25 protein-coding genes are annotated in these 24,670 nt (G+C 64.5%); 5 read left to right on the top strand and 20 right to left on the bottom strand.

The annotated features are described in order from the left end of the window. Positions 1-108: 108 nt before the first annotated feature. The 6 genes from SSA02_RS02285 to lptF form a co-directional block, all read right to left on the bottom strand. Entirely contained in the window at positions 109-315 is a 207-nt protein-coding gene (locus SSA02_RS02285; protein WP_147092283.1) for a cold-shock protein, read from the bottom strand. 237 nt (positions 316-552) lie between these two features. After that, the gene (gene rsmA / locus SSA02_RS02290) at positions 553-1,398 is read right to left on the bottom strand and encodes a 16S rRNA (adenine(1518)-N(6)/adenine(1519)-N(6))-dimethyltransferase RsmA (protein ID WP_147092284.1); all 846 of its coding nucleotides are present in this window, start codon (positions 1,396-1,398) and stop codon (positions 553-555) included. Continuing rightward, positions 1,395-2,861 carry a peptidylprolyl isomerase gene (locus SSA02_RS02295; RefSeq protein WP_147092653.1) on the bottom strand — a complete coding sequence of 489 codons (1,467 nt, stop codon included), beginning with the start codon at positions 2,859-2,861 and terminating at the stop codon, positions 1,395-1,397. Before SSA02_RS02295 ends, rsmA begins: the two co-directional genes overlap by 4 nt. Before the next feature lie 160 nt (positions 2,862-3,021). Then, positions 3,022-5,334: an LPS-assembly protein LptD gene (locus SSA02_RS02300; protein ID WP_147092285.1), complete on the bottom strand. Its 2,313-nt coding sequence runs from the start codon at positions 5,332-5,334 to the stop codon at positions 3,022-3,024. Continuing rightward, positions 5,334-6,485, bottom strand: coding sequence for an LPS export ABC transporter permease LptG (lptG, locus tag SSA02_RS02305; RefSeq protein ID WP_147092286.1), 1,152 nt, complete (start codon positions 6,483-6,485; stop codon positions 5,334-5,336). Before lptG ends, SSA02_RS02300 begins: the two co-directional genes overlap by 1 nt. Continuing rightward, positions 6,475-7,632 carry an LPS export ABC transporter permease LptF gene (lptF, locus tag SSA02_RS02310; protein ID WP_246103564.1) on the bottom strand — a complete coding sequence of 386 codons (1,158 nt, stop codon included), beginning with the start codon at positions 7,630-7,632 and terminating at the stop codon, positions 6,475-6,477. The genes lptG and lptF overlap by 11 nt, the downstream gene beginning before the upstream one ends. Positions 7,633-7,784: 152 nt before the next feature. Between lptF and acuI the strand changes: the two genes are divergently transcribed. After that, positions 7,785-8,951 (top strand): acrylyl-CoA reductase (NADPH), encoded by a 1,167-nt coding sequence (acuI, locus tag SSA02_RS02315; RefSeq protein ID WP_281287512.1) that lies wholly within the window; start codon positions 7,785-7,787, stop codon positions 8,949-8,951. 101 nt (positions 8,952-9,052) lie between these two features. Here the strand turns inward: acuI and SSA02_RS02320 are convergent, their stop codons facing one another. The 8 genes from SSA02_RS02320 to SSA02_RS02355 form a co-directional block, all read right to left on the bottom strand. Then, entirely contained in the window at positions 9,053-9,406 is a 354-nt protein-coding gene (locus SSA02_RS02320; protein ID WP_246103565.1) for a TFIIB-type zinc ribbon-containing protein, read from the bottom strand. 52 nt (positions 9,407-9,458) lie between these two features. Continuing rightward, a complete protein-coding gene (ccmI, locus tag SSA02_RS02325) occupies positions 9,459-10,196 on the bottom strand; it encodes a c-type cytochrome biogenesis protein CcmI (protein ID WP_186807635.1) in 738 nt (245 codons plus the stop codon). After that, entirely contained in the window at positions 10,193-10,732 is a 540-nt protein-coding gene (locus SSA02_RS02330; RefSeq protein WP_186807636.1) for a cytochrome c-type biogenesis protein, read from the bottom strand. The genes ccmI and SSA02_RS02330 overlap by 4 nt, the downstream gene beginning before the upstream one ends. After that, a complete protein-coding gene (locus SSA02_RS02335; RefSeq protein ID WP_147092289.1) occupies positions 10,729-11,289 on the bottom strand; it encodes a redoxin family protein in 561 nt (186 codons plus the stop codon). The genes SSA02_RS02330 and SSA02_RS02335 overlap by 4 nt, the downstream gene beginning before the upstream one ends. Continuing rightward, positions 11,286-13,328 (bottom strand): heme lyase CcmF/NrfE family subunit, encoded by a 2,043-nt coding sequence (locus SSA02_RS02340; RefSeq protein ID WP_147092290.1) that lies wholly within the window; start codon positions 13,326-13,328, stop codon positions 11,286-11,288. Before SSA02_RS02340 ends, SSA02_RS02335 begins: the two co-directional genes overlap by 4 nt. Further along, positions 13,328-13,852, bottom strand: a complete 525-nt coding sequence (gene ccmE, locus SSA02_RS02345) for a cytochrome c maturation protein CcmE (RefSeq protein WP_147092657.1) — start codon at positions 13,850-13,852, stop codon at positions 13,328-13,330. Before ccmE ends, SSA02_RS02340 begins: the two co-directional genes overlap by 1 nt. Positions 13,853-13,953: 101 nt before the next feature. After that, entirely contained in the window at positions 13,954-14,109 is a 156-nt protein-coding gene (ccmD, locus tag SSA02_RS02350; protein ID WP_147092291.1) for a heme exporter protein CcmD, read from the bottom strand. Next, positions 14,106-14,882, bottom strand: coding sequence for a heme ABC transporter permease (locus SSA02_RS02355; protein ID WP_147092658.1), 777 nt, complete (start codon positions 14,880-14,882; stop codon positions 14,106-14,108). Before SSA02_RS02355 ends, ccmD begins: the two co-directional genes overlap by 4 nt. A gap of 180 nt (positions 14,883-15,062) precedes the next feature. Between SSA02_RS02355 and SSA02_RS02360 the strand changes: the two genes are divergently transcribed. Then, on the top strand, positions 15,063-15,524 hold the full coding sequence (locus SSA02_RS02360; RefSeq protein ID WP_147092659.1) for an EVE domain-containing protein: 462 nt from the start codon (positions 15,063-15,065) through the stop codon (positions 15,522-15,524). Positions 15,525-15,623: 99 nt separating this feature from the next. Here the strand turns inward: SSA02_RS02360 and pdxR are convergent, their stop codons facing one another. Further along, positions 15,624-17,147: a MocR-like pyridoxine biosynthesis transcription factor PdxR gene (gene pdxR, locus SSA02_RS02365; RefSeq protein ID WP_147092292.1), complete on the bottom strand. Its 1,524-nt coding sequence runs from the start codon at positions 17,145-17,147 to the stop codon at positions 15,624-15,626. 157 nt (positions 17,148-17,304) lie between these two features. Here pdxR and SSA02_RS02370 point away from each other — a divergent pair, with 157 nt between their 5' ends. Continuing rightward, positions 17,305-17,955, top strand: a complete 651-nt coding sequence (locus SSA02_RS02370; protein WP_147092293.1) for a pyridoxamine 5'-phosphate oxidase family protein — start codon at positions 17,305-17,307, stop codon at positions 17,953-17,955. A 35-nt stretch (positions 17,956-17,990) separates the two neighbouring features. Here the strand turns inward: SSA02_RS02370 and SSA02_RS02375 are convergent, their stop codons facing one another. From SSA02_RS02375 to SSA02_RS02390, 4 genes are all read right to left on the bottom strand, one after another. Further along, positions 17,991-19,316 (bottom strand): tetratricopeptide repeat protein, encoded by a 1,326-nt coding sequence (locus SSA02_RS02375; RefSeq protein ID WP_147092294.1) that lies wholly within the window; start codon positions 19,314-19,316, stop codon positions 17,991-17,993. A 299-nt stretch (positions 19,317-19,615) separates the two neighbouring features. Beyond that, positions 19,616-20,470 carry a siderophore-interacting protein gene (locus SSA02_RS02380; protein WP_147092295.1) on the bottom strand — a complete coding sequence of 285 codons (855 nt, stop codon included), beginning with the start codon at positions 20,468-20,470 and terminating at the stop codon, positions 19,616-19,618. A 99-nt stretch (positions 20,471-20,569) separates the two neighbouring features. Continuing rightward, positions 20,570-21,952 (bottom strand): NAD-dependent succinate-semialdehyde dehydrogenase, encoded by a 1,383-nt coding sequence (locus tag SSA02_RS02385; protein ID WP_147092296.1) that lies wholly within the window; start codon positions 21,950-21,952, stop codon positions 20,570-20,572. 6 nt (positions 21,953-21,958) lie between these two features. Continuing rightward, positions 21,959-22,462: a hypothetical protein gene (locus SSA02_RS02390; protein ID WP_147092297.1), complete on the bottom strand. Its 504-nt coding sequence runs from the start codon at positions 22,460-22,462 to the stop codon at positions 21,959-21,961. Positions 22,463-22,649: 187 nt separating this feature from the next. On the opposite strand from SSA02_RS02390, the gene SSA02_RS02395 reads away from it, so the two are divergent. Beyond that, a complete protein-coding gene (locus SSA02_RS02395; protein WP_147092298.1) occupies positions 22,650-23,522 on the top strand; it encodes an EcsC family protein in 873 nt (290 codons plus the stop codon). 42 nt (positions 23,523-23,564) lie between these two features. Here the strand turns inward: SSA02_RS02395 and SSA02_RS12650 are convergent, their stop codons facing one another. Beyond that, positions 23,565-23,729, bottom strand: a complete 165-nt coding sequence (locus SSA02_RS12650; protein WP_186807637.1) for a hypothetical protein — start codon at positions 23,727-23,729, stop codon at positions 23,565-23,567. A gap of 260 nt (positions 23,730-23,989) precedes the next feature. Here SSA02_RS12650 and aat point away from each other — a divergent pair, with 260 nt between their 5' ends. Further along, positions 23,990-24,661, top strand: coding sequence for a leucyl/phenylalanyl-tRNA--protein transferase (gene aat / locus SSA02_RS02400; protein ID WP_306345081.1), 672 nt, complete (start codon positions 23,990-23,992; stop codon positions 24,659-24,661). Positions 24,662-24,670: the final 9 nt, after the last annotated feature.

Genomic DNA, 24,670 nt, shown 5'->3' on the forward strand with positions numbered 1-24,670 from the left:
GGCGCGGGCAGATCTTCCGGAAGGAGGACATGAAAAAAGCCGCCTCGAAGGGCGGCTTTTTCGTCGCATGACGGTCTTTCGACCTTCATGCGTCCTGCCCGGGCAGGATCAGATCGCCTTGAGGCCGACCGCCGACGTCTTGCCGTTACGGCCGACTTCGGTCTCGTAGCTGATCGCCTGACCGTCGGCCAGGTTGGACATACGGGCCTGCTCGACTGCCGAGATGTGAACGAACACGTCGTCACCGCCGGCATCCGGCTTGATGAACCCGTATCCCTTTGTAGAATTGAACCATTTTACGGTGCCTGTTGCCATAACGAGGCTCCTTGAAACCTTGACGGTCACGCAGAAGAATTATGCGTGCAACCATGCCCTGGAGAGAAAGAAACACGGCGCCACATGCGCCAGACATCCCGTATCAGAGCACCCGTCTCTCCCTGTATGACCGCTCGCGGCGCGCGATGCAAGCAAAGCCCGCTTTTCCGGCGTCCTAATCGCAAGCGCTCAGGCGCTCCCGCACGGAACCCCCTGTTTTCCCGGCATTATAGCGGGTCAGCCCGTCTGTCCGGATTTGCCCGTTGCTGCGTCGGTCCAGACAAGAGTCGCAAGAGTCGCAAACTCGTCGATCGAAAGCGTCTCGGCGCGTCGCGTCGGCGCGATTCCCGCTTTTTCGAGCAGGGCCTCGCCGCCGATGGGTCTGAGCGACGCTCTCAGCATCTTTCGTCTCTGCCCGAAAGCGAGATGGGTGACATGCTCCATGGCCCGTAACAGGCCGGGTGCCGGCTGCGCCGCCTTCGGGACGAGATCCACGATAGCCGACTCGACCTTGGGAGGAGGAGAAAACGCTCCGGCAGGGACTTTCATCACAACCGCACAATCCGCGCAGAATTGTGCCAGAACACCGAGCCGCCCATAGGCGCCGGTATCCGGCCGGGCACAGATACGCTCGGCGACCTCGAGCTGGAACATCAGCGTCATCCGCTCCCAGGATGCAGCCTGACGAAGCCAGCCGATCAACAGGGGCGTGCCGACATTATAGGGCAGATTGGCGACGATCTTGCGTGGGGAGGGGCAGAGCGTGGTGCAGTCGAGCGCAAGCGCGTCCGAACGGACGATTGCAAGCCGCCCGTCGGCATGGGCGGCGAGCTCGTCGAGAAGCGGCCAGGCGCGCTGGTCGATCTCGACCGCATGCACGGCGCTGGCAGGAGTGTCGAGCAGGGCGCGGGTCAGACCGCCGGGACCGGGGCCGATCTCGACGACGTGACGTCCCTGCATGTCTCCTGCGAGTGCCGCGATCCGTGCGACGATGCCCGGATCGAGAAGAAAATGCTGGCCGAAGGATTTCCTGGCGTCGAGACCGTGGAGACGAATGGTCTCACGCAGACTGGGAAGGGTCATCCCTGATCGGCCGCAGCATCCGGGCGGTGTCCGGCGTGAGCGCCATGGGCGGCGGCCTTGCCGGTCTGTCCCTCTCTCTTCGCCTCGGCGTCGCGCTCGGCAGCCTTTTCGGCCTCCTTCTCCTTCTGGCGCATCTCGATCACGGACCGGCGTTCGAGATCGCGCTCCAGCTGGCGCGATGCCTGTTCCACGCGTTCGTTCATGAGACTGTCCGCGATCTCGCTCGGGCTCTGCTGGGCGATGTTCTTCTGGGTCTTCGCACAGACCGCAAGAAGAGCGATCCCGTCAGCCGAGACGAGGGGACGGCTTGCCTTGCCCACGGGCAGCGCCGAGAGAACCTGACGCATCTGCGGGTTGAGGCGCTCGAGCACGAGCTGACCGCCCGGATCGGAAGGATGTTTCTCTCCGAGAGAGCGGTTGAGCGCCTCCATGGCCTCGCAGCCATGCGTGGACTGGGCCGCGGCGGTGGCTTTCTGCAGGGTGAGCTTCTGCTGGTCCGTCGGGTTCTGGGGGTTGAGCGGCGAAGAGAACGGGAAGAACGCCTGACGCAGGGTAATCATCGTGACGTTCTGATGGCCGATGGTCCGCTTGCCGTTGACGGTGACGATCACATAGCCGCCTGCGACCCGTACCGGATTGGAGATGGCACCGACAGGCATCTGACGGACGATATCCACCACCGGAGGATCGAGGCTGTCTTCCTGTACCCAGCCCATCGTTCCGCCATCCAGCGCGGTCTGTGCCTGGGAGAACTGCGCCGCGACGATCGGGAACGGCGCACCGTTCCTGAGCTGCGTGATGATCGTCTTGGTGAAATCGAGCTCGTTTTCCGAATGCCGCGGGTCGGCGACCGGGATGAAGATCTCGCTTACATTGTATTGAGGGCGGCCCTCTTCTGCGCGCAAGGCTTCCTCGCGCTGGGCGATCTCGCGCGAGGTGATGCGCCCGCGCCCCGCGATTTCCTCGCGCAGAACCTGCATCCAGCCGATCTGCACACGGATCTGGTCGATCAGGGTGGTGAGCGAGACGCCATCCTGCGCCAGACGGTCGCGCAGGGCATTCTTGGGCATCCCGTTGCGCGATTCGATGTTGTTGATCGCATTGGCGATCTGCTGGGGCTCGACATTGATGTGCCGCTTGAGGATTTCCTGCGTCTTGATGCGTTCGTCGACGAGCTGACGAACGATCTGGGGACGCAGCCTGGCCATCAGGTCGGGGCTGATATGCAGGCCGGTCGAAAGGGCGAAGAGCTTGCCGCGATTATCGACATCGCGCTCCGTGAGCACCTGTCCGTTGATCGTGCCGAGAATGGCATCTTCCGGCGGCGTGGCCGGGCCGGTTGTCGTGCCCTGTCCGGGATGCGCCTTCTTGTGGCCATGCGATGCATGGGCCTGTCCGGCGGGAGCCGCATGGGCGGATGACGTCACGCCCGGGAGGGATGAGGCCAGAAAGGGAAGAGCCATCAGAGGCGCCGCCAGACGCGGAATGGCTGCGACGGTCCGACCCGCAAGCGACGAAAACGCCAGTGCCGTCATGCCTCTGAGCGCGGCACGCAGGGGCAGATGCGGGCCGGGGCGCCCGGCGGTGCGGATGGTGGGAGCAGGAGAGATCATTGCGCGTCCGTCAGCCATTGATTCCGAAGGTACCGATCGTCTTGAAAGTCAGGTTGAACAGCACGGTCGTATTACGCTGCTGGCCACCGATGGAGGTATATTGCTTGATCGCGAGGATGTCCAAGCCGAAGCAGTCGTTGCTGTAGCCGATATCACCGCCGAGACTGACGAATTCATGACGCGACAGGGAGCGTCGGCCATAGACCGAGGCGTGATACTGTCCGATCTGGGTCGAGACGCCCGACGTGATTTCGTTGGTCGGCGTGTAATAGACCTGAGTCGGTCCATTTCTCCGGTAATTCGTGGCATAGAGATAATAGGGCGTGACCGGTTCGTAGATATAGCCCGCATTGACGTGGAATACCGGCACGCCGACGCTCACCAGTCCCTCGCCGTAATCGAAGCGCTTCCGCCAGGGATCGTAGCGGCCGCGCGCTGTCAGATCGAGATAACGGTTCGGGCTTACCCGGATACGTCCCACCGGAGAGGACAGATGATGCGACAGGCCGGAATAGGGGATCCGGTTATGGGTGATGTGCTGCTGGATACTCTCGCCCACGAGGAAATCCACGACATGGCCGCGCCACGTCCAGTTTCCGTGAATGCCGATATTGCCGCGCAGACCGCCATCGAGCCTGTCGGTTCCCGTATAGCGATTGAGCGCGAAAAGCGTGCTGTCGGTGAACTCGTATTGCAGGCTGTCCTCGTTCGGGATCATGCGGGCAGCGCTGTTGCCCATGTTCGGTGCGGCGATGGCCTGCACGATCGGTTCGAGAATCTGGGAGCCATGACCATGCGCGAAGCTGCGCAGGAAAGGCCAGTTCATCTTCAGGGCGACCGTCGGCAGCACCCAGCCTGAGGTATGGGTCCCGGTATCGTTGTAATAGAGCGGTTGCTCGGTCAGATGACTGGCCTGATAGACGGTGGCATCGAGCCGTGCGGTGAGGAGCCACATCTGGCCCAGACTGTTATGGAACGGACGATTCCAGTTCATCTGGATCTGTCCGCGCTGGTCCCGTGCGCCCTCGGGGCGATAGACGTTGAAATTGGTGGTGTTGAGCGAGAACGTGCCGCCCAGTGGATCCGTCTCGCCCTGGAATGCGTAGGAGAGGCGCGGCAGGACGAAGGGCAGGTTGGAGTTCCGGATGACGCCCTGGTTCAGGCCCTGGTAGAACTGCCCGTCGAGGCGCGTATAGGATCCGACGCCGAATCCCTCGAGATAGGCCGTCGAGTTCAGCGTTTCGTTGCCGTAGCCCGAGATTCGATAGTCGCGCATGTAGTTGGCGGATGAGGCGAGATTGACGTTCGCCCCCGCACGCCAGTGCTCGTCCAGATCGAACACCGCGCGTCCGCGCACATAGCCCTGGATTCCGTTGTCGTTCGTTCCGCTGACGGTATTGCCGAACGTATTGACGTAGCTCCCTTCCTTGTGGGTGCTGTACGCGATCCCGCCGGTGAGATTGACCTTGCCGAAATTGAGCTGGTTTCTGTACTGGCCGCTGATCTGCGGGCCGGTCCGGCTCGAGATCAGCCCCTGAACGGTCAGATCCTGCTGCCGGTCGATGGCCCAGAAATAGGGGATCGTGAAATAGGTGCCCAGATAGCGGTCATGCGGGCTGATACCGGGCATCAGAAAGCCGCTCTGTCGCTTCACGCTCGGATCCGACATGGAGAAGAGCGGCAGATACACGATCGGCAGTCCCAGCATGTCGAGATAGGCATGGCTGAACTCGATGCGCTTGTGCTCGGCATCCTGCGTCGCGTTATAGGCGCGCAGCTGCCAGAAGGGAGGGCGGCTCGGATGTTCGGCACAGATGGCGCAGGCCGTATAGACGGCCTTGGCCATGTCGTTGATCTTGCCGTCGGTACGACGCATCCCGTTCGCAGCGAGCTTCGCATTGTCTTCCATACGGAAATAGATCGCCCGTGCGATCCCGTCATGCATCCCGTTGCTCAGCTGGACTTGCTGTGCGTAGCTCGTACTGCCATCCGGCTCGACCATGGCGACATGCCCCGTCGCGGTCAGAACGCCGGTATTGCGATCATAGACGATCTTGTCGGCGCGCAGGGCGTGATCGCCCTGCCAGACCTGGACATTGCCGGTCCAGGTCGCGACACCGGATCTGGTATAGCTTTCCTGATCCGCAAGATAGGTCACCGGGTCGGATTGCGAGGTCGGTTTGCCGATGGCGACCTTGGGGCCGGTCTGTCTCTGCATGGTGGCACCGGCCTGCGGAATCTGGCCGAACGTGGCGCCGCCCGCGAGCATGGAAGCGGCAAGCCAGCTCCTGCGCCTGTTACGCGCATCGCGCATGTTCGACATCAGCCATCCTCCAGATGCAATAGCAGGGCCACAGCCAGACACAGACCCGCGACCGTCGGTGCCCAGGCCGCCATGACGGGCGGCAGGGCGCCGGATTCACCAAATTGCGCGGCCACTTTCGATATTGTGAACAGCGCGAACCCTGCGGCAATGCCCGAACCGAGCATGCGGGCCACGCCGCCGCGCCGGGTCGGGCGCATCGAAAACCCGGCCGAAACGAGCGCCATCGTACCACACAGGATCGGCAGAGCTAACAGAGTCTGGAAGTGCAGTCGATGCCGGATGGATGAAAATCCGGAACGTTCGAGCAGATGAATGAAGCCGGGCAGGGACCAGACGGAAAGCGTATCGGGCGAGGCGAAGCTCTGCTCGACGCGGGTGAGGGTGAGGTTCGTGGGGAGATAATATTCCCCGATATGAAGGGGCAGATGATTGGGGCGCACGCTTGCCGCATCCTCGAGCTTCCATGCGCCCCGGACGAGCTCCCCGCGCGGTGCCTCGATGCGTACCACCATCTGGTCGCGCCCGTTCAGACGGAAGATGCTGATATCGTTGATCCGCAGATGATGGTCGTGCATCAGGACCCTGCGCGCATGGAGGATGGCGACGCCCTTTCCGCTTTCGCTGTCGTCGAGCTGTCTCAGCCACAGGGCACCACCATTGAGCGAGAGCGGTCCGCCTCCGGTCTTGAGATAGGCCTCGTCGAGCAACTCGGCCTTGCGGAACATGGCGGAGGACAGGGGCGAGAGTGCAAGCGTGCCGAAAAGCCCCATCAGGATCGCGCAGGCAAGAGGGGCTGCAAGAAACTGCCAGGCCGAGATACCCGCAGCGCGCGCGACGATCAGCTCGGACGAGCGCGTGAGACGCCAGAAGCAGACGATCCCGCCGAGCAATATGCCGAACGGCATGATCATGATCATGAAATACGGAACGTGCAGCCCCGCGATCTCGGTTACGAGACTCGTCGGAACATCGGGCTTGGTCGCGACGCGACGCAGCAGATCGATGAAATCGAACAGCGAGACGAGCCCTGTGAGCGCCGCGATCATGGCCACGGCAAACAGGGAGAACACACGCGATATATAGAGCGAGAGCGTGACCGAGACCCCCGATCCCGATCCGTGAAGGAGAGGGAGTAACTTACGCACCATCGTTCGACTTCCGCTTGCGTGCGAGGATTTCCCGCCCGAACAGCCAGATCGCCCCGACGAGTGCCGGTGCGACGGCCACCACCCACAGAAGCGGCACGAGGCGCAGGTTCCGGCCTGCGAGGTTCTGGAGCATGAGACTCATCGCCATCAGCCCCACGATGGCCAGGATCGCCGCGAGCGGGCGCTTGATATTGCCATGTCGGGAGAATGCCCCGCTCAGAACGGCAATGAGGGCGATCATCACGAAGGACATCGTCGTCAGGGGCGCAGTCAGACGTCGCCAGCCTTCCACGGCAAACTTGCCCCAGTCGCGCTGCGCGACATAGCGCGGATCGGGATGGAACAGCTCGTGCAGCGACATCTCCGTCGCATCGCGGATCTCGGAATCGGCCTGCTTGCGCGTGGTCAGGTCGATCGTGTTGCGGGCGAAGCTGAGGACGTTCAGGCGGCCCGTATGATGATCGATCTCCTGACGCGATCCGTTGAAGAGCACCACTCTGGGCTGATTGTTCACGACGATCATGCTGCCGCGTTCGGCCAGGATCGTGGCACGGGCCTGGGGTTGCCGGTCATCCTCGACGAAGACGCCATGCATCTCTCCGTTGCGGTCCCGCGAGCGGACATAGACGGTCATATCCTTCGAGAGCTGGGTGAACACGCCATCCTGCAGCAGGAAGGCGGCCATACGGTTGCGAATCTCGAATTCGTAGCGCCGGAACGCGTGATAGGAGACAGGAACGAGCCAGAGCGTGAGCAGATAGCACAGAAGCGTCGTGAGGGCCGCGCATGCAAGCGCCGGACGGGCGAGCTGGAACGGCGAGAGGCCCGCTGCCTGCATGACTGCGAGTTCCCGGTCTCCCGACATGCGCTGATAGCCGAAAAGAACGACCAGAAAGGTCGTGATCGGCAGGATGACCGCAAGAAAAGACGGAACCATGAGCGATGTCAGTTCGAGAAAGACGCGCAGGGACAGACCGCGATCGACCACGAGCGACACGAAGCGCAGGGATTGCATGAGCCAGATGAGCGCGATCGCGCCGCTCGTGATCCCGAGCAACCCGAGCAGAAGCTGGCGCAGGATGTAGCGCTCGCGCAAAGGCAGGGAAATGCGCCGCGCGGGGCGGGAGGCCGGAACAGACATGTTCATGCCCATAGCGGTTCACCGGCATTGCTGAAAGACGCAACTTGTTACTGAACAAAAACCCCCGGGGATCGTCTGTACTGCGCAGGAACGCGCCGAGCGGCGCTTTCCTGCTCTGGAACCCGCTCTTCCCGCGGCGACGGGGGATACCGATCCGGTTGAGACCGTGCGTCGCCTGTGCGAGGCTGACTGTCTGGCGCTCAGCGGGCAGGGCGCTCAGCGGGGGGGCGCTCAGCGAGCAGGGCGCCATGGGCAAGGCCGTGCCCGGTCTGCGGACGGCCTTTTCCCGGAAACCGGCCCCCGAACGCCGGAACCTGAACGCGACATGGTGCGGAGAAGCGAACGTGAAGGCGATCCTGATCGAGAAAACTGCGGATAGGCCTATCGCTTCTCTGGGCGATGTGGACGAATCGCTTCTGCCGGAGGGCGATGTACTTGTCGATATCGCCTGTTCGACCCTGAATTATAAGGATGCCTTGGCGATTACCGGAAAGGCGCCCGTCATCCGCAATTTCCCCATGGTGCCCGGTATCGATTTTGCCGGAACGGTCGCGCAGAGCAGCAATCCGCGATTCCGTCCCGGCGATCGGGTCATTCTCAACGGGTGGGGGCTGGGCGAGACGCGCTGGGGCGGCCTCGCCGAGCGTGCCCGGGTCGAGGGAGACTGGCTCGTATCCCTGCCGGAGGGCATGGATCTGCGACAGGCGGCGGCAATCGGCACGGCGGGTTATACGGCGATGCTGTGCGTGCTGGCGCTCGAACGACACGGAATCACGCCTGACAAGGGCGAGATCGTCGTCAGCGGCGCCGCCGGGGGCGTGGGCAGTGTCGCCGTGGCACTGCTCGCGGCGCGGGGGTTCTCTGTGGTGGCGGTTACAGGGCGTGCCTCCGAGGCGGACTATCTGCGCGCCCTTGGTGCATCCTCCGTGATCGACCGGGAAGTCCTGACCGGAAAGGTCAGACCCCTCGGCAGGGAATGCTGGGCTGCTGGGATCGATGTCGCGGGAAGTCATGTCCTTGCGAACATGCTTTCGATGACGCGCTATCGCGGCATCGTGGCGACATGCGGGCTCGCCGCGGGAATGGATCTGCCGGGTTCTGTCGCGCCCTTCATCCTGCGCGGTGTGACGCTGGCGGGAATCGACAGCGTGATGTGTCCGCTGCCCGATCGTCTGGAGGCATGGTCGCGTCTCGCCAGCGATCTGGCGCCCGAGACGCTCGAGGCCATGATCGCCACATGTCCCCTGTCCGGCGTCATCGAGACCGCACCCCTTTTTCTGTCGGGTGCCGTACGCGGTCGCATCGTCGTGCCGATCGCGCCCTAGAGCGGGAGGGGAAGCCTCCCCCCCCGATCGCTGCGATTAGTCGGCGCTCGTATCTGTCGGCGCCCATGCCGTCGGCGCCCGTGTCGTCAGCGCCCGCGTCGTCAGCGCGGGTTGCGCAGCCACCTGTCGCCGCTGTGACGGCTATGGGCCACGAAGAAACCTGCCAATGTGCCGGTGATCGCAAAAGCGAGCGTCCAGAGGGAAAGCGAGACCAGCAGGAGAGAAAGCGCTGGCGTGGCGACGAGGCCGATCGCGGTGCTGGTCAGGGTCTCGTTTCGTGTCGGCCCGAAATGCCGCTGCGCATGACAATGCGGACACTCCTCATCCGTACGCTGCATCTTCTGACGACAGACGGGGCAGAGAACCACGCTTTCCTGAGCGGGAGGGCGCGGAACCGGAAGATGCCTTCCGGTCAGGATCGAACGCATCTGGTGGCGGGGCGAGATCTGGACCATGAACCGCTCATGCCGCGAGGCATGTCGGCGGCGCAACAGGAAAAACCGACGGTCAGTCCGGTCCTTCGTGTTCTCCTGCGGCGATCCGCGCTTCCACCGCCTTTCTCCAGGGCGCATCGGGCGGCGCCGCATCGAGCGCCCGCCGGTAGAGGGAGAGACTGTCGGGCGAGATATGACCGTCCCGTTTCGACTGGAGCTCGGCGATCTGAAGGGCGAGTTCGGGGATGAAACGCTGGGCGAGGGCCTTGCGATAGATCCGGATCGCATCGTCTTCCTGCCCCATGGCTTCATCCACCTGTCCCAGCAGGATGGCCTGCCGCACGTAATCGGGGTCTGCTGGTGTCATCGAGTCGACCTGATGGGCCAGCCTGTCGAAAAGCGCCTTCATGCCGGGGGGAACGACGCGATCGCGGGTATGATGAGGCTGGCTCGGCAAGGACGGATGACCGTTGACGAGATAGAGCGCCCCACCGCAGAGGGGGAGCGCGAGCAACAGGAGTCCCAGACGCGACATGACGCGGGTTTCCCGGTCGAAACTCTCTTCCTCCAGGGAATCGGCCGCCAGAAGACGCCGCTCGATCTCCAGCCGCGCGCGCGCATATTCTCCCTCCGGAAGCGCCCCGGTCGCCCGGTCGCGTTCCAGCTCGGCCAGTTGCGCCCGGTAGAGCGTCATCGCCGAACGTCGCGCGTCGACGGCATGTCGCGTGCCTTGTCGCGTCACACGCAGCATGAAGATCGTGACGGGGGCCAGAGCAAGGACCGTGACGAGAAAGAAGCCGAACCAGCTCACGAGCGATGCTCTCCCTCTTCCTTCAATATGTCGGCCAGACGCGCCTGCTCCTGCGGGTCGAGCGGTGGTGCCGGGCGCGCACGGCGCAGCATCGTCGCCGCCAGCCCCAGACCGGCGATCAGGGCGAGAGCGGGCATCGCCCAGAGCAGGAAGGTCGCTATCGAAAAGCGCGGGCTGAGCCGTATGAATTCGCCATAGCGTTGTGTCATCCAGCGCATGATCTGCGCATCGCTCTCGCCGCGCGCGACATGGATTCGAACGACGTGGCGCAGATCGCGCGCCAGCCCGGCACTGCTATCCTCTATCGATTCGTTCTGGCAGACGAGACAGCGGAGCCGGGCGCCTATCGCCTCCGCTCTCTTTTCCTGCGCGGGATCGGGAAGCATTTCCGACGGTGCATCGACTGCGAAGGCGGGCGCTGCCGACCAGGGGAAACCCGTTCGCGTTCCTCCGGGCCAGAGAAAGGAGATCAGGGCGAGAAGCACCAGCAAGCGAGGCAGAGCCGGGCGCCGCTGCCGGAGGGAAGCGCCGGTCATTTCGCCTCTCGCGTCAGGGGGAGAACCTTCTCCTCGAACTGGCGGGCGTCGAGCGCCGCACTGGCATGCCAGGCGATATGACCGCCCGGAAGCACGAGGAAACTCTCCGGCACGCCCGTGACCCCCCATTCGATGGCCGTCATCCCGTCCGGATCGAGGCCGATCCGGCGATAGGGCGAACCGTCGCGCAGGACGAAACGCCGGGCATCCTCCGGGCGGTCCTTGTAGGCAATCCCCCAGATGGGCAGGAAACGGGCGATCTTTCGCAGCGCGTCCATCTCGGCGACGCAGGGAATGCACCACGACGCGAAGAAATTGACGAGAACGGGTTCCCCGGTGCGGGAGAGCGTCCGCGTATCGAAGCCCTCTCCCGCGCCGGGAAGACCCCCGAGCGAGAAGTCAGGCAGAGGGTGACGCATCGCTTCCGTGCGGATCGCCCGTGGATCGAACCCGCCTTCCTCCATCGAAGAGAGAATCTTCCAGCATCCGAGCCCGAGTGCGCCGGCTCCGGCGACGGGCAGAGCCATGAGCAGACGTCGTCGTGACGGGATCGTCATGATGCGACTCCTTCGGGGTCTCTTCCGGTTCCGTCTGCCGTCCCGGACGGTGAGCGGGCGATCCTGCCCGCCCCCTGTCCGCCGGGCTTTCGCGGGGCGCCGAAACGATGGCGCCTGTCAGAGAGGGAGAGCGCTCCGCCCAGTGCCATGATCACGCCGCCCAGCCAGATCCAGGGTGCGAGCGGATTGACATGCAGACGCAGAACATGGCGCGCGGCTTTTCCCTCTCCGTGGCTTTCGCCCAGCGCGGCATAGAGATCGCGCAGGAGATTGGTGCGTATCGCCACATCGGTCGTGACCTGATGCTGAGCGGTGAAGTCGCGCCGCGAGGGATGCATGATCGCGATCTCCCTGCCGTTTCGGCTCACGGTCAGATCGGCGAGGGTCGCGCGGTAGTTCGGACCTTTTTCCTGACGGATCGCCGTCAGGGTCCAGTCCAGCGCGCCCTGATGAACCGACTGGCCGATCCCGAGTTCGACGATCCTGTGCTGTGCCTGGGACATGCCCGTCAGACCGAGCACGGTCACACCGGCACCGATATGGGCGATGGCGCTGCCCCAGACGGCGCGCGGCAGATGGGGAAGGCGCTGTTTCAGCATTCCATGACCCCGGCCCAGCCCGAGCCTCAGTGCGAGATCGGTCACGCTGCCTGCGATCACCCAGATCGCAAAGGCGGCACAAAGGGCCGGGATAATCCCCGTGCATGTCGCGAGTCCGCCGATCAGCCCCAGAAAAGCCAGAGCGGCTGCCGGTCGCAGGCGTCGCAGGAGGGGGCGCATCTGTCCGCGCTTCCAGGGGAGGAGCACGCCTGCGGCCATCGCGGCCATCAGGGGAAGGGCGAGCGGGATCGTCGTCGCGTCGAAGAAGGGTTTGCCGACCGAAAGCGTGCGTCCCGTGAGAATCTGCATGAAGGGCGGGTACATCGTTCCCGTGACGACCACCGCGCAAAGCGCACAGAGCAGGATGTTGTTGAGAACGAGCCCGCCCTCGCGCGAGAGCGGCGCGAAGATGCCGCCCGATACGAGCGAGGGCGCGCGCCAGGCGAAAAGAAGCAGCGAGCCGCCGATCACGAGGGCGAGCAGGAGAAGGATGAAAAGGCCGCGTGCCGGGTCGTTGGCAAAGGCATGAACGGAATTGAGTATCCCGGACCGCACCAGAAAGGTGCCTGAGAGGGAGAAGGAAAACGTTGCGATGGCGAGCAGAACGGTCCAGATCCGCAGGGCATCGCGCTTTTCCACCACGATGGCGGAATGCACCAGAGCCGTGCCCGTCAGCCAGGGAATGAGCGAGGCATTCTCGACAGGATCCCAGAACCAGTACCCGCCCCAGCCGAGCACATAATAGGACCACCACGACCCCATCGCGATTCCGAGCGTGAGAAAGCACCAGGCCGTTACGGCCCAGGGCCGGACCCAGCGCCCCCAGGCCGCATCGACCCGCCCTTCGATCAGGGCGGCCACGGCAAAGGCGAAGGGTACGGCAAAGCCGACATAGCCCGTGTAGAGAACGGGCGGATGGAAGGCGAGGCCCGGATCCTGAAGCAGGGGATTCATGCCTTGCCCGTCGGCAGGAGCGGGCCAGACCCGCGCGAAGGGATCGGAGGTGAGCAGACAGAAAAGCTGGAACCCGGTGGAGACCGCCCCGAGAATGGCGAGAACCCGCGCCTTGAGGACCAGAGGCAGGCCGCGACCGAACCAGGCGACCGCCCCGCCGCAGATGGCGAGAATGAGACACCAGAGCAGGATCGACCCTTCGTGGTTCCCCCAGACTCCCGTGATCTTGTACAGCAATGGCTTGCTGAGGGCCGAATTGGCTGCGACGTTCTCGACCGAGAAATCGTCGCGGACCGCGGATATCACGAGGCAGGCGAAAGACAGAAGAAGCGCAGCAAGCTGTGCGAAGCATAGGGCGGGTGCGAGCTCGAGCAGGGTGCGACGACGACGCGCTGCGCCCCAGAGCGGCAGAACGCCCTGTGCTAGGGCAAGCACGCAGGCCAGAGCGAGCGCATAATGCCCCTCTTCTGCACCGGGAAGCGCCATCACTGTGCGGATCGTCCTGTCATCTCGCGGGCCTCGTTCCGGGTCATGCTGTCCCAGCTTCCCGCGCTGGGCGGCTTGCCGAAGCGGGGATCCCATTTGCCGCTGCGTTTCAGCGCTTCGGCAACCTCCCGGGGCATGTAGGTCTCGTCATGTTTCGCAAGCACTTCCGTCGCTGCGAAGGGATGGCCGGGTCTGAAGGTGCCGAGGGCGACCACGCTCTGTCCCTCGCGGAAGAGATCGGGAAGAATGCCGCTGAACCGCACCGTGACGGCCGCCTGTCCGTCTGTGACGTCGAAGACGTTCACGGGCACATTGTCCTCGACCGTTCGCCTGAGCGACCCCGCGACCACCATGCCGCCGAGGCGGATCACCCGATCGGGAACGGGCGGTCTGGCGAGGATCTGCGATGGGGCCATGAAGAAGACGATACTCGACGAAAAGGCGTTGAGAACGAGCGCGGTCGCGGCGGAAAAGCAGATCAGACAGGTCAGGGTCAACCACAGACGGCGGCTTTTCCGTGTCATGCGCCGGGTGGCGGTGCGCCGGCCTCCGTCAGGCCCTGCATTGGTCGCAGGCCCCTCGCGGGCGGGATTCCGGTCGGCAGGCCGGTCATGGGAGGGCGTGCTCATGGGCTGCGTCTTTCTTGCGCGCGCGCCGCACGCTCGAGCCCCGCCAGCCGCGCGCGCGCGCGTTTGAGGCGCAGCCGGAGGGCGATGGACAGCCACAGGGCGGCAATGGCGGTAAGGCCGTAGGATGAGAGGATATAGGGAAGATGGGTCACGCGCGCGCTCCCGCCCGCCGTGTCAGGATCTGCTGGGCGCGGTGTTCGAGTATCGCGGCTTCGAGCCGGCCGGTTACCAAAGCGGCGAAACCGAGGGCGAACCCTGCAAAGCTGATGGCAAGGGGCACGAGCATCGACATGGCCATGCTCGGTGCATGGGTCAGGGTAATGCTGTCCGGCTGGTGCAGGGTATTCCACCAGGCGACGCTGAACTTGATGATCGGAAGGTCGATCACTCCCGCGATGGCCAGGATCGAAGCGGCCCGGAAGCCGCGCTGCGGATCGTCGAATGCGCGGATCAGGGCGATATGGCCGAGATAGAGAAAGAAAAGAACCAGCACCGAGGTCAGGCGCGCATCCCAGACCCACCAGGCGCCCCACATGGGTTTTCCCCATAACGAACCCGTCGCCAGACAGAGCGCCGTCACGACGGCGCCGACGGGGCCGATCTCCATCGCGGCGAGATCGGCGAGAGGATGTTTCCAGACGAGAGAAAGGAGTCCGCACAGGGCGAGTGCGGCATAGCCGGACGAGGCGAGTATCGCCATGGGCACATGAACATACATGATGCGCACGGCATCGCCCTGCTGCCAGTCTGCGGGGGAGAAGAACAGGCCGAGGCCAAGTCCTGCCGCGAGGCAGACGATGGCTGCGATCGAGAGAAGGGGAAACAGCCAGCGCGACAGCCGCAGGAAACGCCCGGGATTGGCGAAGCGGTGCAGCAGGGCGCCGGTTGACGGGCGTCCTGCTGCGGCAGAAGGCGAGGGATGAATCACGCTTCACTTTTCTCCCTTGGAATCACGGCAAGATATAGCCCTGTCTCCGTTTCGTCCGTTATGGGAACATGATCAGAAACCGTCCTGATAGTCTCAAAGCCTCCGTCAAGGCTAGAACGGAGCGTGCAGATTGTTCCGGTGACGGTGATAGAGTTTCCCTGTCAGTCGAGGTGTATCGTGCAGTACTGGTTGATCAAATCCGAGCCGGAGGCCTTTTCCTGGCAGCAGCAGGTCGAAAACGTGACCGAGCCCTGGACGGGGGTGCGAAACTATCAGGCGCGCAACAACCTCTCAGCCATGCGCTGTGGCGATCTCGCTTTTTTCTATCACTCCGTGAGCGATCGCGAAATCGTCGGTGTGGTGGAAATCGTGCGGGAAGCCTATCCCGACCCGACCGCCGCGGAGGAAGGGGCCGTTAAGGAAGGCAGTGGGAAAGAAGGGGGCGGGAAACGACGCTGGGTGTGCGTCGATGTCAGGGCTCATGGCGAGATGCGCAAACCCGTCTCTCTTGCTGTGATCAAGGCCGATCCCGCACTTGCCGGTATGGCGCTGGTGAAACAGTCCCGCCTGTCGGTCGCGCCGGTCACGCATGAGGAGTGGCAGCATATCTGTGCGCTCGGACAATGGCGCGCGCCCTGATCGACCGCGGCACACTGCCTTTTCCCGTGTCTCTCATGCTCCCCCGGCCTCGTGAGCCGGACCCCTTGATCCGGCCCCCATGTTCCGGCTTCGTGGGCATCATGCTCCGAGAACGCGCCGCAGGATCTCCGCGATCCGGGCGGGATCATCGGCACGCAGCGCGGCGAAACCGATGATCAGCCCCTCGTCCTCCGATGCGGATGACGGGTCGTGACTCTGCCGGGCAGAACCGGGCGGCGTGGAATCATCGGGGTCTGACGGCACATGGAGTGCCGAGAGGCGGCCCACGCGATACCCCGCCCGCCCGAGTGCCTCCTGACAGGCGATCTCGTACCCTCTTTTCCGGAGACCGACGCAGAGCTGTACCCCGCCGGAAGGGGGAGCCGTCTTCACGCCATCGAGCGCACGAAGCGCCTCGTGGAGCTTTTGGCCGTTGCGGGAATAGATATGGGCGATCCTGCGCAGATGGGCGCGATACTGACCCGTCTGCATCAGCGCGGCGAGCGCATCTTGCGCATGGAGGTTCGCCGCCATGCCGAAATTGCGATGGATCGCCCGCGCAGGGGCGACAAGCGGCTCCGGCAGGGTCATCCAGCCGAGCCTCAGCCCCGGGAGCAGTGTTTTCGACGCCGAGCCGAGATAGACGCAGCCGGAACCGTCCCCATGGGCGGCAAGAGCCGCGATTTCCCGCCCCTGCCAGAGAAACTCGCTGTCGTAATCGTCTTCCAGAATGAGCGCGCCCTGCGCCCGTGCCTTTGCCAGCAAGGCCAGACGGCGCGGCAGGCTCATGCGTACGCCCAGCGGAAACTGGTTCGACGGGGTGATGTAGATAAGACGCGCCGTCCCGGGCAGGGCGTCGACACGAAACCCGTCCTCATCCACCGGGACGGGAACGATCCGGGCTCCGGCCGAGAGAAAGGCCGCGCGGGCGCCCAGATAACCGGGCGTTTCCATGGCGACCGTCATACCGGAATCGGTCATGAGCTGCGTGATCAGGGTCAGAGAGGCCTGAGTGCCGGGGGTGATCAGGATCTGCTCCGGAGAGACGGTCAACCCGCGATCGCTCCGCAGGCGGACCGCTATGGCGTCTCTCAGCGTCGCACTGCCGTGATAGGACCCATAACCTGCGGAGTCGCCATGGTCCTGACGCGCATGACGCCGCAGAAGCCGCGCCCAGAGATCGGCGGGGAACAGATCCGGATCGGGCATACCGGGTGCGAGACGTCCCTGCGTCACCCGATAGGATGCCGCGCGCAGGTCCTGGATCGCCGCTCTTCCGCGACAGGATACGGTGGGCGGCTCATGTCCCTCCTGCGACGCAGGGCGGATGACCGGCAGGCACAGTTTCGGACGCTTTCCCGGGCGGATGTCGAGGAGCCCCTCGGCCCTCAATAGTTCATAGGCCGATGTCAGTGTGCTGCGCGACAGGCCGAGGCTGCGCGCGGCCTCGCGACTGGATGGCAGGGTCATGTCGCCGCGAAGACGCCCGGCGCGCATGGCTGCGTGGAGCGCGAGAAAGATCTGCACCGGGAGCGGTTCCGCACGCGACGGATCGAGCGGACAGAGCGCGGGCAGATAGACCGGCGCGGGATCGGAGGACGCGGAGACAGAAGGCTTCTGCATGGAAAACCACCCCGAAGAACTGGCCCGAGAGAACTGGCCCGGAAAAACTGGCCCGAGAGAACTGGTCTGAAAAACTGATACGGAACTGGATATCGCTGCGGTCCAGTCAAGGCGTGTAGCGTAAGCGCGTCAAGTCCGAGGAAGGGGAGGGATTGCCATGACGGAACACGACATCGCCGATTTTGCGCGCGCAAGACAGGCAAAGAACGCGCGTTACGACCGCGAGACGATCGACCGGGTTCTCGATACCGGGCTCGTCGCGCATGTCGGCTTCGTGGCTCAGGGACGTCCCATGGTCATACCCATGGCCTATGCCCGGATCGGCGATACGCTGTTTCTTCACGGCGCCTCGAAAACACGTCTGATGCAGCTCGACGGGCAGAAGCTCTGCCTCACCGTGACCCAGCTCACCGGGCTCGTCGTGGCGCGTTCGGCCATGCATCATTCGGTGAATTACCGGAGCGTTGTGGTGCACGGTCAGGCCCGCGCCGTTACGGGAGCGGATCACCCGCGGGCGCTCGATGCCCTGATCGATCACCTGCTTCCGGGGCGCAGCCGGGAGGTGCGGCCCATGACGGAAAAGGAGCTGAAGGCGACCGGGGTGCTCGCGCTCGATATCGAGGCGGTGAGCGCCAAGGAGCGGACCGGCCCCCCTGCGGACGATCGTGACGATCTTCCCTCCGGACAATGGGGCGGTGTCGTTCCGGTTCTGACCGCACTCGGGACGGGCGTGCAGGATGCGCATACGCCGGCGGCCTGCGCAGCTCCGCCCTCCCTCCGCCGGGCGCAGGCACGGTTTCTGGCCTGAACGACGCGCCTCCCGTTTCCGGGCGCTGCACGGGCTCAGCGTGCCGGGCGGTTTTCTTTCCTGCTCCGGTTCCGGCCCCGGACCCGTGCGCGTTGAAAGAGCGATGGCGCGGCAAGGGAGGGATGCCGGTCGAGCCACTGACCCAGCCCGCCGATCGCACCGCCGAGAAGGGGCAGGGCGCGCAGCGCATCCATGACGAGAATTCTGGCGGCCCGCCTGCGTGCGGAACTGTGTCGCGGGGTGAGGCGGAAGGCGGCCAGTCGCGACCGGAAGGCCTGGGGAAACGCGCCGCGCAGGCGATGGATACCGGCCAGAAGGCGGTGATAATCCTGCCGGTCGGGCACGGCTGCGACCAGAAACAGGGCGAGGGCGAGGCTTTCATGGCGTTCGCCGCGGCCCATCAGGACGGCCGCGAGACAATAACGGTAATTCAGGTTTTCAGGATCGAGCGCCACGGCCCGACGTGCCCAGGGTTCCGCCTCTTGGTGGCGTCCCTGTTCACGAAGAAGATTGGCCAGCTGGCTGATATGACCGGCCTCGGGACTGAGTGAAACCGCATGTCTGGCAAGCGCGATCGACCAGCCCGGATGCGTATCCCGCAGCCGGAAGGAGAGAACCTCATAATATTTCGCCACCGTTTTACGCCTGGCCCGGGCCTCGGCGATGAAGGTCGCAGGATCGAATTCTCCGTCGAGCAGGGCCAGCACGCCCGGTACGAGCAGGCCTGCCTCGGACAGGAACGCGATGACCACATGGCCGCCATGGGCGATGGGGATGAGGGTGGAGGCGATATCCCCTGCAATCCGCCGGGCATGAAGACGATCCAGCCTGTCGCAGGGATCGTAGAAGATGAAGGCGCCCTCCGGTGGCGGGACAGGATGCCGATCCGCAGGCTGGAAGGCGATCCGCCGCGCCTGCGGCCAGCGTGTTTCCTCCGGCACGCGTTCGGGATCGACCGAGTATTGCGGCGCGAAGGCGATGGCCGTGGCTCCGAGCGCATGGGCATGGCGGATACAGGCATATCCCCCCATGCTCGATCCGTAGGTGAAGACCCGGTGATATCCCGCGGTGACGGCGGCTATCGCGCGGATGGCCTCGGGAATCTCCGGCTCCTGGTACCAGAGATTGGAGCGTGTCAGGATCAGGATGCAGTCGATATCGCGCTGCGTGAGGAAGCTCTCGCCAAAACCGGCGCGCGCGAGGGAAGGATTATCCGTGAAGCTGTCGAAGCTCACCACAACCCGGTCGCGGCGGTCCGAAAGGAAGGCGCGTACGAGCACGTCCTTGCTCTGGAACAGGATTGTCGATTCGCGCGTCATGAAACGGTTATGGCGAAGCGGTGCGGATTGGCAATGGATCATGAAAGCGTCCTCCGGGGATCGGAGGCGCTTCGTGAGGCGAGGCCTGCAATCGCCCGGGGCTGTCGAGCGGTCGCAGACCGTCGTTTCCGGCGCGCGATGCCCCGGACAGGCAGCTGAACCGGACAGGCAGCTGAAGACGATCCCGTGACGCACACATAGAGTTGACATGAAAATCCGACCGCCCGGGCAGGGCGCGCCGGGAGAACCCAGGAAGCGGGGCAAGCCTGTTGCCGGTAAAGTCGATCTGATGGCGTTCGGGTGTCTGGCGTTCAGGTGTCCGGCGTTCGGGGGGCTGGCGCTCAGGCGTCCGGCGCCAAGGCGGCCCCGATCTCCATATGGCTGCCACCGCCCGTTTTGCCCGCACGCCAGTAGCCCGCTGCACGGATGCGGTCGCGCGGTACGGCCTTCTTCTGTATGAGATGAGAGCGCAGGTGCCGCACGATATCGATCTCTCCCGCGATCCACACATGCAGCTCCGACAAAGGCGGCAAGGTGAGGGCTTCGATCGCCGCGATGAGATCCGCCCCGTCTTTCGAAGGCGCATAACGATGAACCGTGAGCGCGCCGTGTCGGCGCAGGGGGTAGGTCTTCGGCGTTTCCTCCGTTGCGAGCAGCACGGTGATCGCATGATCGACGGGATAGCCCTCGACCATGCGCGCGATGGCCGGGAGCGCCGTATCGTCGCCGATCAGCAGATGAGCCGTGCAGATGGGAGGAGGAAGATAGGACGCGGCCGGCCCCCCCATGCCGAGCCACAGGCCGGATACGGCATGGCGCGCCCAACAGGCGGCGGGCCCGGAATCGTGGAGGACGAAATCGATCGTCAGCTCCCCGCTCGCGGGGTCGAAGCGGCGCGGCGTATAATCGCGCGCAACGACAGGTTCCCCATCCGGCTCGTGCCCATCCGGAGCGTGCCCATCCGGTTTCCCGCGGGGTACGAGTCGTGGCAGGACCGGCCCGGCCTGACCGGGACTCGGAAAAAACAGCCTGACGTGATCGTCGGCGCCCGGGGCGACGAAATCATGCAGATCGGCTCCAGTGAACACGATACGGCGCATCCGGGTCGAGAGCGGGACGATCTGCGACACGACGATCCGCCGCATTGCGAGCCGATGCCGTATCCTGACGGGCAGATGAGAGAGGGGGCCGGTCATCGAAACGGTTTCGCAGGAAATATTGCCGGGGATACTGCCCGTGATTCCGGCGTGAACGACAGCGAATGGCGCCGCCGCGTCACGCCGCGTCAGGACCGGTCAGCGCGACCATATCGTCTTGATGTTCATGAATTCGTGCAGGCCGAGCTCGGTCAGCTCCCGTCCGAATCCGCTCGCCCTGGTTCCGCCGATCGGCAGGGCAGGATCGGACGCGGTGATCCTGTTGATCGAGACGGTGCCCGCGTCGATCTGTCTTGCGAGCGTATGGCCGAGCGCCGTGTCGCGGGTCCAGACACTGGCTCCGAGGCCGTATTCCGTATCGTTGGCCAGAGCCAGGGCGTGTCCGGTGTCCCGGGCGACCGTGAGACAGGCCACCGGGCCGAACAGCTCTTCGCGGAAAGCCGTCATTTCCGGTGTGACGTCGCACAGCACGGTCGGTTCGTACCAGGCGCCGGGCCGCGCGATCGTCTTCCCGCCGAGCACGCATCTCGCGCCTTCGGCAATGCTGCGTTCCACCTGCGCGTGCAGGGTATCGCGCAGATCCAGACGGGCCATCGGACCGAGAAAGGCATCGTCCTCGCAGGGAGTGGCAGGCTCTATGGCCCGGACCCGTTCCACGAAGGCCTCGGTGAAGGCCGGGGCGATGGCCGCATCGAGAATGATCCGCTTGGCCGAGATGCAGACCTGTCCGCAATTTGCGAATCGTGCCGCCACGGCCGACTCGACGGCCAGATCGAGATCGGCATCCGCGAGCACGACGAAGGGGTCCGACCCGCCGAGCTCGAGAACCGATTTCTTGCCGTGTTGTCCCGCGAGCCCGGCAAGAATGCGCCCGACGCGCACGCTGCCCGTCACCGTAACGCCCGAAATCCGCGGATCGGCGATGACGCGCGCAACCTGTTCGCGTGACAGATTGACGCTCTGGAACGCCGGCACGAGACCGCTCTGTTCGGCAAGTTCATGCAGGGACATACCGCAGCCGAGCGTGTTTTCGGCCGGTTTGACGAGAAAGCCGTTCCCACCGAGCAGGATCGGAACAGCGGCGCGCAGGATCTGCCAGAACGGAAAATTCCACGGCATCACGGCAAGGACGGTGCCGGTGGGGGCATAGCTGAGGCAGGCGTCCCCGGAGGGGGGCGTCATCGCGCGGTCCTGCAGGAGGGTGAGCGCCCTGTCTGCATACCAGTCGATCACGGCCACGCATTTGTCGATTTCGGCGCGTGCCGTGGCGATCGGCTTGCCCATCTCGCGTGTGGCCTGCAGGGCCAGCGCGTCGCGATGGGTGTCGAGTGCCTGTCCCATCCGGCGCAGCGCCTCGACGCGCTTGCCGGGCGAAAGAGCGCGCCAGCTGCGAAACCCGGAACCGGCACGCGCCAGCACGCCTTCGAGCGCGTCATCGGCGAGGAACGCATAAGACGAGAGAGTTTCTCCCGTGCTCGGATCGACGGTGGTGACGCCCGTTCGGGTTTCTTCTTCGCTCATGGGAGACTACCTCTGATTGTTGTTCCAAAGCGCCGTTCCGGCCGCGTCGGACTGTGCGACGACATCGGTCTGACCATTGCCCGGCGAGCCCGCATAATTGTGGTAGGCGGAGCTGTTATAGGGAGCCCGGACCGGCGCATTGAACTTCACGGGCATGCCGAGAAACGAGAAATGGGACGGCGCATCGTTCGGGATCTGGGTGCTTTGGTGAGCCTCGCCCCCCGGAAGCCCCAGCGCCTGATGGGAGCGAACCGTCGCCGAGAAGGTTCGGAGCGAGCTGTCGAAATCCTCGGTCACCTCATAGCCATGCGGCGGAGGCGGCGCGCCCCCATCGGGAAGGGCCACGCGCTCGACCGGCGTCAGGGGGCGGGCTGGTGCGCGCATCTCTGCCGCCGGGTCGGCAGAAGCGGTCCGGATGCCCGGCAGCGTCAGGAGGAGCGCCGTGACGGCGCCGGGGAAAAAGGCCAGTGATAGAGAGGTCAGTGATCTGGGCATTCGAGGCATTGCCATGCTCCTGTCGGATTCCTGTCATCCTAACAGGGATGCAGCTCTTTCGTTTTCCTATGACGACAGAGCGTGTAAAAAAACAGTCTTTGTCACAATACCCGGTGACCGCGCGTCTCGCCACGCGTTGCACAGACAAGTTGCACCGACCAGTCCGGGCCCCGTCGGGGGCCTTATCCCAGGGAGACCTCGCATGTCCTCAGCAAACGGAACCACACCCTCGGCTCTGGGGGAAATCGCTCCGATGGCGCTCGACGATGCGTCTCTGGCCCAGTTGCAGGCGGCGCTCGACAAGGTCGAGCACGGGCGGGGCGTGCTCGTGCGTCTGGCCGATCTCATGGGGGGCGCAGTGGGGCAGGCGACCCGGCTCGGATTGCAGGGCCTCGGTATGGCGCCCAATATCCAGGCGAAGATACAGGGGCTGGCCGAGGCTTCGATCGCCCGGGCCTTCGATGTCGCCATTCTGGGCATGAAGCAGGACGGCCCTGTTCCGGCGGGCAGCGCGACTCCGGCAAGCGCATCGCCCGGGCGCTGGCGCGATCCTGCGGCCCAGGCGGCAGTTGCCGTTTCGGGCGCGCTGGGCGGTTTCGGGGGCGTGGTCGGTCTGATGCCCGATATCGGCTTCACCACGCTGACGATCATGCGCGAAATCGCCCGGATCGCCCGCGAGGAGGGGGAGGATCTGCGGGACGAGGAAACGCGTCGCGCCTGTCTGGAAGTTTTCGCGCTCAAGGGGTTCCTTGCCGGCCAGACGCCGGATGAGAGCGAACTCGGTTTCTTCTCCGCCCGGGCGCTCATGCGGGGCAAACCGATCGTGTTGCTGATTGCAGAGGTCGCATCACATTACGGAATCGGGTTGTCGCGGAAATTCGCGATGCAGATGGTGCCCGTCGCCGGAGCGCTTTGCGGCGCCTCGCTGAATGCGGCGTTCCTCTCCCATTATCGCGCTCTGGCGCGCGCCCATTTCACGATAAGACGCCTCGAGCGGCAGCATGGTGGCGCCGTCGTGCGCGATACGGCGACCCATATGCGCCAGACCGCACAGGCAGAGGCCTCTTCGCGCTGAGAACGCGTTCCGTTGCCTCGGGCCGCGCGACCTGCGGCCGCATCAGTCGAGTTTCCGGTTGCGGATCGCTTCGAACGTCCCGACGGGGACGAGCTGGAGAGAGAAAATGGCCGTCATGACGAAGGCGAGGTTCCCGTAATGCGGGGCGATCAGCGCGAGCGCGCCGCAAAGGGCCATACCTGCGAGATAAACGAAGGTCAGGGGCATTTTTCCGGTTCTCCTGCGGCGTGGCGCGGCGGAAGGCGCAGTTTCATGGCCGCGCCTCCGTTCCCGCTTTCATTGCCTTCCTGCAATGCATCAGGATCGCCGGAGTTGCAGTCTTTCGACCCCGGCCCTCATTACGCCGTTAGGCGTATCGATTGCTGCGACACCTGCCACGGGCGTTTCCCCGTTCAGGAAGATCTCCCCGTCGGATATCGCCTTGCGTCGCGTGTCCGAGAGGCGCGGCGGACGATGAGGCGAGGCGCATGATCGACCCGCTTACATCGGAGCGTCTGATCGAGGCCTATCGAATGGGGGTATTCCCCATGTCCGATGGCAGATCGGCGGGCGACATCACCTGGCATCGCCCGCTGATGCGCGGCATTCTCCCTCTCGGGGCGGGCTTTCATCTGTCGAAGCGTCTTGCGCGCACCGTCCTCCAGGGCAGGTTCTCGGTCACTTCAGACAGGGCCTTCAATGCCGTGATACGATCATGCGCCGAAGTGTCCGGACGCGACGAGACCTGGATCAGCCACAGGCTGGAGGCGCGATACGGGGCGCTGCATGCGCTCGGCCACGCGCATTCGATCGAGATCTGGTCGGGATCGGAGCTGGTCGGAGGATTGTACGGGGTTCATCTCGGTGGCGCATTTTTTGGCGAGAGCATGTTCTCGCGACGCACCGATGCCTCGAAGATCGCTCTGGTGCATCTCGTTGCAACGCTGCGGAGGCGTGGCTTCGTGCTGCTCGACACCCAGTTCCCGACGACGCATCTCGAGCGCTTCGGCTGTCAGACCGTTCCCGACACGCTCTATCGCTTGATGCTGGACCGGGCCCTGACGATTGAGGCAACGTGGTCGCATGCTGTCGCGTTGGATGAACTGCGGCAGGAGATTGCAGTCCTGCGTGAGGAATCGGCCTCGAGCCAGGTCCAGTGAAGGGGAAGA

This window comes from Swaminathania salitolerans (genome assembly GCF_007988945.1).
In the GTDB taxonomy this organism is placed as follows: Bacteria; Pseudomonadota; Alphaproteobacteria; order Acetobacterales; family Acetobacteraceae; genus Swaminathania; species Swaminathania salitolerans.